Annotated in this window: 6 protein-coding genes; 3 read left to right on the plus strand and 3 right to left on the minus strand. The window is 71.2% G+C overall.

Going from position 1 to position 5,383, the window contains the following annotated elements; translation table 11 throughout:
* The 3 genes from AB0305_RS22540 to AB0305_RS22550 form a co-directional block, all read right to left on the minus strand.
* On the minus strand, nt 1–247 hold a 247-nt coding region (locus AB0305_RS22540; protein ID WP_366174110.1), incomplete at its 3' end, for an ATP-binding cassette domain-containing protein.
* Nucleotides 248–395: 148 nt separating this feature from the next.
* Nucleotides 396–683: a MoaD/ThiS family protein gene (locus AB0305_RS22545; RefSeq protein WP_290257166.1), complete on the minus strand. Its 288-nt coding sequence runs from the start codon at nt 681–683 to the stop codon at nt 396–398.
* A gap of 9 nt (nt 684–692) precedes the next feature.
* On the minus strand, nt 693–1,811 hold the full coding sequence (locus tag AB0305_RS22550; RefSeq protein ID WP_364138168.1) for an exo-alpha-sialidase: 1,119 nt from the start codon (nt 1,809–1,811) through the stop codon (nt 693–695).
* Nucleotides 1,812–2,133: 322 nt separating this feature from the next.
* Between AB0305_RS22550 and AB0305_RS22555 the strand changes: the two genes are divergently transcribed.
* The 3 genes from AB0305_RS22555 (at nt 2,134) to AB0305_RS22565 (ending at nt 5,260) form a co-directional block, all read left to right on the plus strand.
* The gene (locus tag AB0305_RS22555) at nt 2,134–2,541 is read left to right on the plus strand and encodes a metal-sensitive transcriptional regulator (RefSeq protein ID WP_364138166.1); all 408 of its coding nucleotides are present in this window, start codon (nt 2,134–2,136) and stop codon (nt 2,539–2,541) included.
* A 93-nt stretch (nt 2,542–2,634) separates the two neighbouring features.
* Nucleotides 2,635–2,865 (plus strand): cation transporter, encoded by a 231-nt coding sequence (locus AB0305_RS22560; RefSeq protein ID WP_290257162.1) that lies wholly within the window; start codon nt 2,635–2,637, stop codon nt 2,863–2,865.
* A 73-nt stretch (nt 2,866–2,938) separates the two neighbouring features.
* Nucleotides 2,939–5,260 carry a heavy metal translocating P-type ATPase gene (locus AB0305_RS22565; protein WP_364138163.1) on the plus strand — a complete coding sequence of 774 codons (2,322 nt, stop codon included), beginning with the start codon at nt 2,939–2,941 and terminating at the stop codon, nt 5,258–5,260.
* The last annotated feature ends 123 nt before the right edge of the window (nt 5,261–5,383 follow it).

The following is a 5,383-nucleotide window of genomic DNA, read 5'->3' on the forward strand; positions in this document are numbered from 1 at the left end:
GCAGCAGGGCCGGGTTTTGGAGGGTCCGGGCGAGGCCCAGTCCGGCGAGCCGGGACGGGGCCGAGCCCTGGACCTCGGCGCCGTCGATGGTGATGGTGCCCGCGCTGGGTTTGTAGTGCCCGCTGATGCAGTTGAAGAGGGACGTCTTGCCGGCGCCGTTGGGCCCGACCAACCCGAGGATGACCCCGGGGTCGACGTCGAAGCTGACGTCTTGCAGCACCTTGACGCCGCCGAAGTGGAGGCTCACGTCCGTCAGGCTCAAGGTTGCGGCCACCGGCATCCCTTCCTGTCGCACCATTGCGGGGTGGGGCGCGACCGGCAGGGACGGCCCGGAACCGACGGTACGGATCGCTGACGAAATTGTCAACGATTTTGAGGTCAGAATGCCGCGGAGCTCAGCCGCCGGCGACGGACTGGATGATGAGCACCTCCTGGCCCGGCGAGACCTCGGTCCCGAGGCCCTGCAGACGGCGGATTTCGACGCCGGAAACGTAGACATTCACGAAGCGGCGGACGCTGCCGGTCTCGTCCCGGAGGCGCCGGCCGAGCGCGGGGTAGTTGCCGGCCAGCTCGTCCAGCAGCCGGCCCACCGGGAGCGGGCCGTCGGCGGCCACCTCGAGGCCGGACCGGCCGCCGGCCAGGGGCGCCAGGACGCTCGGCAGCAGCACGCTGATCTCAGCCACGGCGGCCCGTCATGCCGGGGCCGGGGCGCCGACCACCTGCGCCGCGCGCACGCACAGCACGTCGGGCAGGTGCGAGGCGACCTCGGTGAAGTGCTCACCCTCGTCGGCACTGGCGTAGACGCTGCCGCCGCGGGTGCCGAAGTACACCCCGGCCGGCTCGGCGGTGTCCACGCAGGCCGCATCGCGGAGCACCGCGTTAAATTCGGAGCCGGGCAGGCCCTCGTCCAGCCGCTTCCAGGTGGCGCCGGCGTCGTCCGTCCGGTGCACCGCCAGCTTCCCCTCCGGGGGGATCCTCTCGCCGTCGGCCTTCAGCGGGATCACCCAGGCCGTCCCGGCGCGGTGCGGGTGCGTGAGCATGACGAAGCCGAAGTCCGCAGGCAGCCCCTCCGCGATGGATTCCCAGGTCTCGGCGTCGTCGTCCGTGCGGTAGACGCCGTGGTGGTTTTGCGCGTAAAGCCGGCCGTCGACGGCGGAATCGGCGGCGATCTTATGCACGCACTGGCCGAACTCGGGGTAGGGGTCGGGGTTGAAGTAGGCGGAGATGCCCTTGTTCCGGGCGTCCCAGGACTGCCCGCCGTCCTTGGAGCGGTAGACGCCGCCGGTGCTCATGGCCACGTGCACCCGCTCCCCGTCAGGGTGGACGACGATCGAGTGGGCCGCCGCGCCGCCGTAGCCGGAGCCCCACTCGCTGCGGTGCGGGTGGTCCCAGAGGCCGCGGTTCAGTTCGAAGTGCTCCCCGCCGTCGGTGGACTTCCACACCGAGATCGGCTCGCAGCCGGCCCAGACGACGCCGGGCCGGGACTCGGCGTCGGGGTAGATCTGCCAGACGCGCTCCAGGGCGGCGCCGGTGTCCTCCGGGAAGCGGATGGCACCCTGTTCGGGTTCGGTCCAGCTCGCCCCCAGGTCGTCGGAGTGGAAGACGGTGGGACCCCAGTGCTCGGAGCGGACGCCGACCAGGATCCGGGTCTTGCCGTCCCGGGTGTCGATGCCGATGCTGGGGATCTCACTCATCAGGAAATGCGGTCCGGATAGGGACCAGGACTCACGGTCGGGGCTGGTGGCCAGCCACAGCCCTTTTTTCGTGCCGATTGCCAGGACAAAGTTTTCCTCGGATGCCATGGCCCCCATCGAACCACCACGAGTGAAGGCCCGCAATGGTCTTTTCACCTTCGCTTGGAGAAATTCCCCGGGACACCGGCGGCGGCCCGGTCGGCCGGGGCACGGGAAACTAAAGCGAAAGTAGTTATCCGAGGTGCTGGCGAAGCCGCCGCGCGCCCCGTAGAGTCGTGGATGTAGGCGGAAGAACTCCTACCCCAATGACTGCTCCGGAGTGCGTATCCCCCAATAACGCACTCCGGAGCTTTTTAACGCCCATTCTCCGGCGGCGTAAACCATCGATACCCCCTGGGGGTACTTGTGCCATACCCACCAGGGGTATATCTTGGTGGCCATGAGCGCATCCGATTCTTCAGTGGCCGCCGCCGGGGACCTGATTCCCGCAGGTGCGGAGGCAGATACCGCCGCAGCGACAGACCAGCACGAGGGCCCCCACGCCGGCTCCGGCCAGCACGGGTATTCCGCTAACAAGGATGCCTACCTCAAGCGGCTCAAGCGCATCGAGGGGCAGGTCCGCGGCATCGCCCGGATGGTCGATGAGGACAAGTACTGCATCGACATCCTCACCCAGGTCGCCGCCGTCACCAAGGCCCTGCATGCCGTCAGTCTGGGTCTGGTGGAGGAGCACATCGGCCATTGTGTCGTCGGGGCGGCCGCCGAACCGGATCCTGAGCTGCGGTCGGAGGCCATCGACGCCAAGGTCAAGGAAGCCACCGACGCCATCGGCCGGCTCCTGCGCTGACGCCGCGAGCCGCACCACCCCACCGGTAACCCCCACATCCAGCTACCCAGCCAGCCACCAACAGGGCCGTCCCGGCCCACGAAGGAGAGCACCATGAGCACCGTTTCCACCACCATTGAGGTTTCCGGCATGACCTGCGGCCACTGCGTCTCCTCCGTCACGGAGGAACTCGAGGCCCTGGACGGCGTGGAGAACGTCGACGTCGACCTCAACGCCGGCGGGATCTCCACCGTGACCATCGGCTCCGCCCGGGAGCTCTCCCCCGCCGAGATCGGCGAGGCCGTCGCCGAGGCCGGCTACCTGGTGGTCGCCAACGAGGCCTGACCGGGCGGCAACCAGCCCTGAGCGCCGGAGCGGGCGCCCGCAGCATGAAGGAGCAAGGGAAGAGGCACGTACCGTGGAAAACGCCAAGCTGCTGGACCAGTCCGGGACGCGGGTGGTGGAACTCGATATCGAGGGCATGACCTGCGCGTCCTGCGTGGGCCGGGTGGAGCGCAAACTCGGCAAGCTGGAGGGCGTGGAGGCGGTGGTGAACCTGCCGCTGGAATCGGCCCGCGTGACCGTTCCGGCCGGCATCACCGATGACCAACTCACCGCCACCGTGAGTGCCGCGGGCTACAAGGCCACCGTGCGGACGCCCCCTGCCGCGCGCCCCGCCGTGGACGAGACTTTCGCCGGGGATGGAGCGTCCGACGGCGGCGCAACTGCCGGCGCAAGCCGCGGCGCGGCGTCGGCCCTGAAGCCCCGCCTGATCACCGCCGCCGTCTTCACCGTGCCCGTCTTCGTGCTCTCCATGGTGCCGGCCGCGCAGTTCCCGAACTGGGGCTGGGTGGCCGGGCTGCTGGCCCTGCCCGTCGTCACCTGGGCGGCCTGGCCCTTCCACCGGGCGGCGGCGGTGAACGCCCGGCACCTGTCCTCCACCATGGACACCCTGGTCTCGATCGGCGTCACCGCGGCCTACGTCTTCTCCGCCTGGCAGCTGCTGGCCAATCCGCGGCTCACCGAACACCCCGGCATGGCGGGCATGGGACCGGAGGGCCTGTACTTCGAGGTGGCCTCCGTGGTGACCACCTTCCTGTTGCTGGGCCGCTACCTTGAGGCCAACGCCAAGCAGAAGGCCGGGGATGCGCTGAAAACGCTGCTGAACCTGGGGGCCAAGGACGCCACCGTGCTCCGCGACGGCCTCGAAGTCACCGTCCCGGCGGACCGGCTCACGGTGGGCGACGTGATCGTGGTCCGCCCCGGCGGGAAGATCCCGGCCGACGGCGTGGTGGTCGAGGGCAGCTCCGCCGTCGACGCCTCCCTGGTCACCGGCGAATCCGTGCCGGTCGAAGTCGGCCCGGACAGCCCCGTCACCGGCGCCACCATCAACACCTCCGGCCGGATCCTGGTCCGGGCCACCCGCGTGGGCTCGGAGACCACCCTGGCCCAGATGGGACGGCTGGTCTCGCAGGCGCAGTCCGGCAAGGCGCCCATCGCCCGGCTGGCCGACCGCATCAGCGGCGTGTTCGTCCCGGTGGTGCTGGGCATCGCCGTCGTGACCTTTGCCGCCTGGTTGCTGGCGGCCGGACCGGACATCACCGACGCCGGCCTCCGCTCGGCCTTCACGGCCGCCGTGGCGGTGCTGGTCATCGCCTGCCCCTGCGCCCTGGGCCTGGCCACCCCGGTGGGCCTGCTCACCGGCACCGGCCGCGGCGCCCAGCTGGGCATCCTGATCCGCGGCCCGCAGGTCCTCGAGGACACCCGCACCGTGGACACCATCCTGCTGGACAAGACCGGGACCGTGACCACCGGGCACCTGGCCGTCGCAGGCACCACCGCCTTCCCCGGTTTCGAGGCCGGCGCCGTGCTGCGCCTCGCCGGCGCCGCCGAGGCCGCCTCCGAGCACCCGATCGCCCGGGCCATCGCGTCCGCCGCCCTGGCCGACGGGTCCGCGGACCGGCTGCCCGCCGTCGCGGACTTCCACTCCGCCCCCGGCGGCGGCGTCCGCGGCACGGTCGACGGGCACACCGTCACGGTGGGCCGCTCCGGCTGGCTGGAGGAGAACGGAGTCGCGCTCACCGGCGGTCAGCGCGAGACCCTCGCGGCCGAGGAAGCCGCCGGGGCGAGCGCCATCTGGGTGGCGGTCGACGGCGCACCGGCGGGGCTCATCAGCCTGCGCGACACCCTGAAGCCCGGATCCGCGGCCGCCATCGCCCGGCTCCGCGGGCTGGGGCTGCGCCCCATCCTGCTGACCGGCGACAACGCCGCCGTCGCGGCCCAGGTGGCTGCCGCCGTCGGGATCGCCCCGGAGGACGTCTACGCCGGGGTCACCCCGGAGGGGAAGGTGGACGCCGTCCGCGCCCTCCAGGACGACGGCGCCACCGTGGCCATGGCCGGCGACGGCGTCAACGACGCCGCGGCGCTGGCGCAGGCGGACCTCGGCATCGCCATGGGCTCGGGGACGGACGTGGCGATCGAGGCCGCGGACCTGACCGTCATGGGCAACGACCTGGCCCAGGTGGCGCAGGCGATCGAGCTGTCCCGCCGCACCCTGGGCACCATCAAGACGAACCTCTTCTGGGCCTTCTTCTACAACGCCGTCGGCATCCCGGTGGCGGCCCTGGGCCTGCTCAACCCGATGATCGCCGGCGCGGCCATGGCCGCCAGCTCGGTGCTGGTGGTGGCCAACTCGCTCCGCCTCCGCAGCTTCGGGAAGCAGGGGACGGCCGCAGCCTGAGCGGGGCCTTCCCTATGGGCAGGGCTCCATGGGCAGGGGTCCCCATCGACGCTGGCGGAGGCGGCAGGGTAGGTTCTTGGCATAGGAACTTCCGGATCAGCCGGGGGCCGCTGGGGACGCCGA

The organism is Arthrobacter sp. NPDC080086, from assembly GCF_040702285.1.

What these genes read in the sequence shown, in the direction of transcription:
- AB0305_RS22550 (WP_364138168.1), bottom strand. Translation starts at nt 1,811, where the DNA reads ATGGGGGCCATGGCATCCGAGGAAAACTTTGTCCTGGCAATCGGCACG.
- AB0305_RS22555 (WP_364138166.1), top strand. Translation starts at nt 2,134, where the DNA reads ATGAGCGCATCCGATTCTTCAGTGGCCGCCGCCGGGGACCTGATTCCC.
- AB0305_RS22560 (WP_290257162.1), top strand. Translation starts at nt 2,635, where the DNA reads ATGAGCACCGTTTCCACCACCATTGAGGTTTCCGGCATGACCTGCGGC.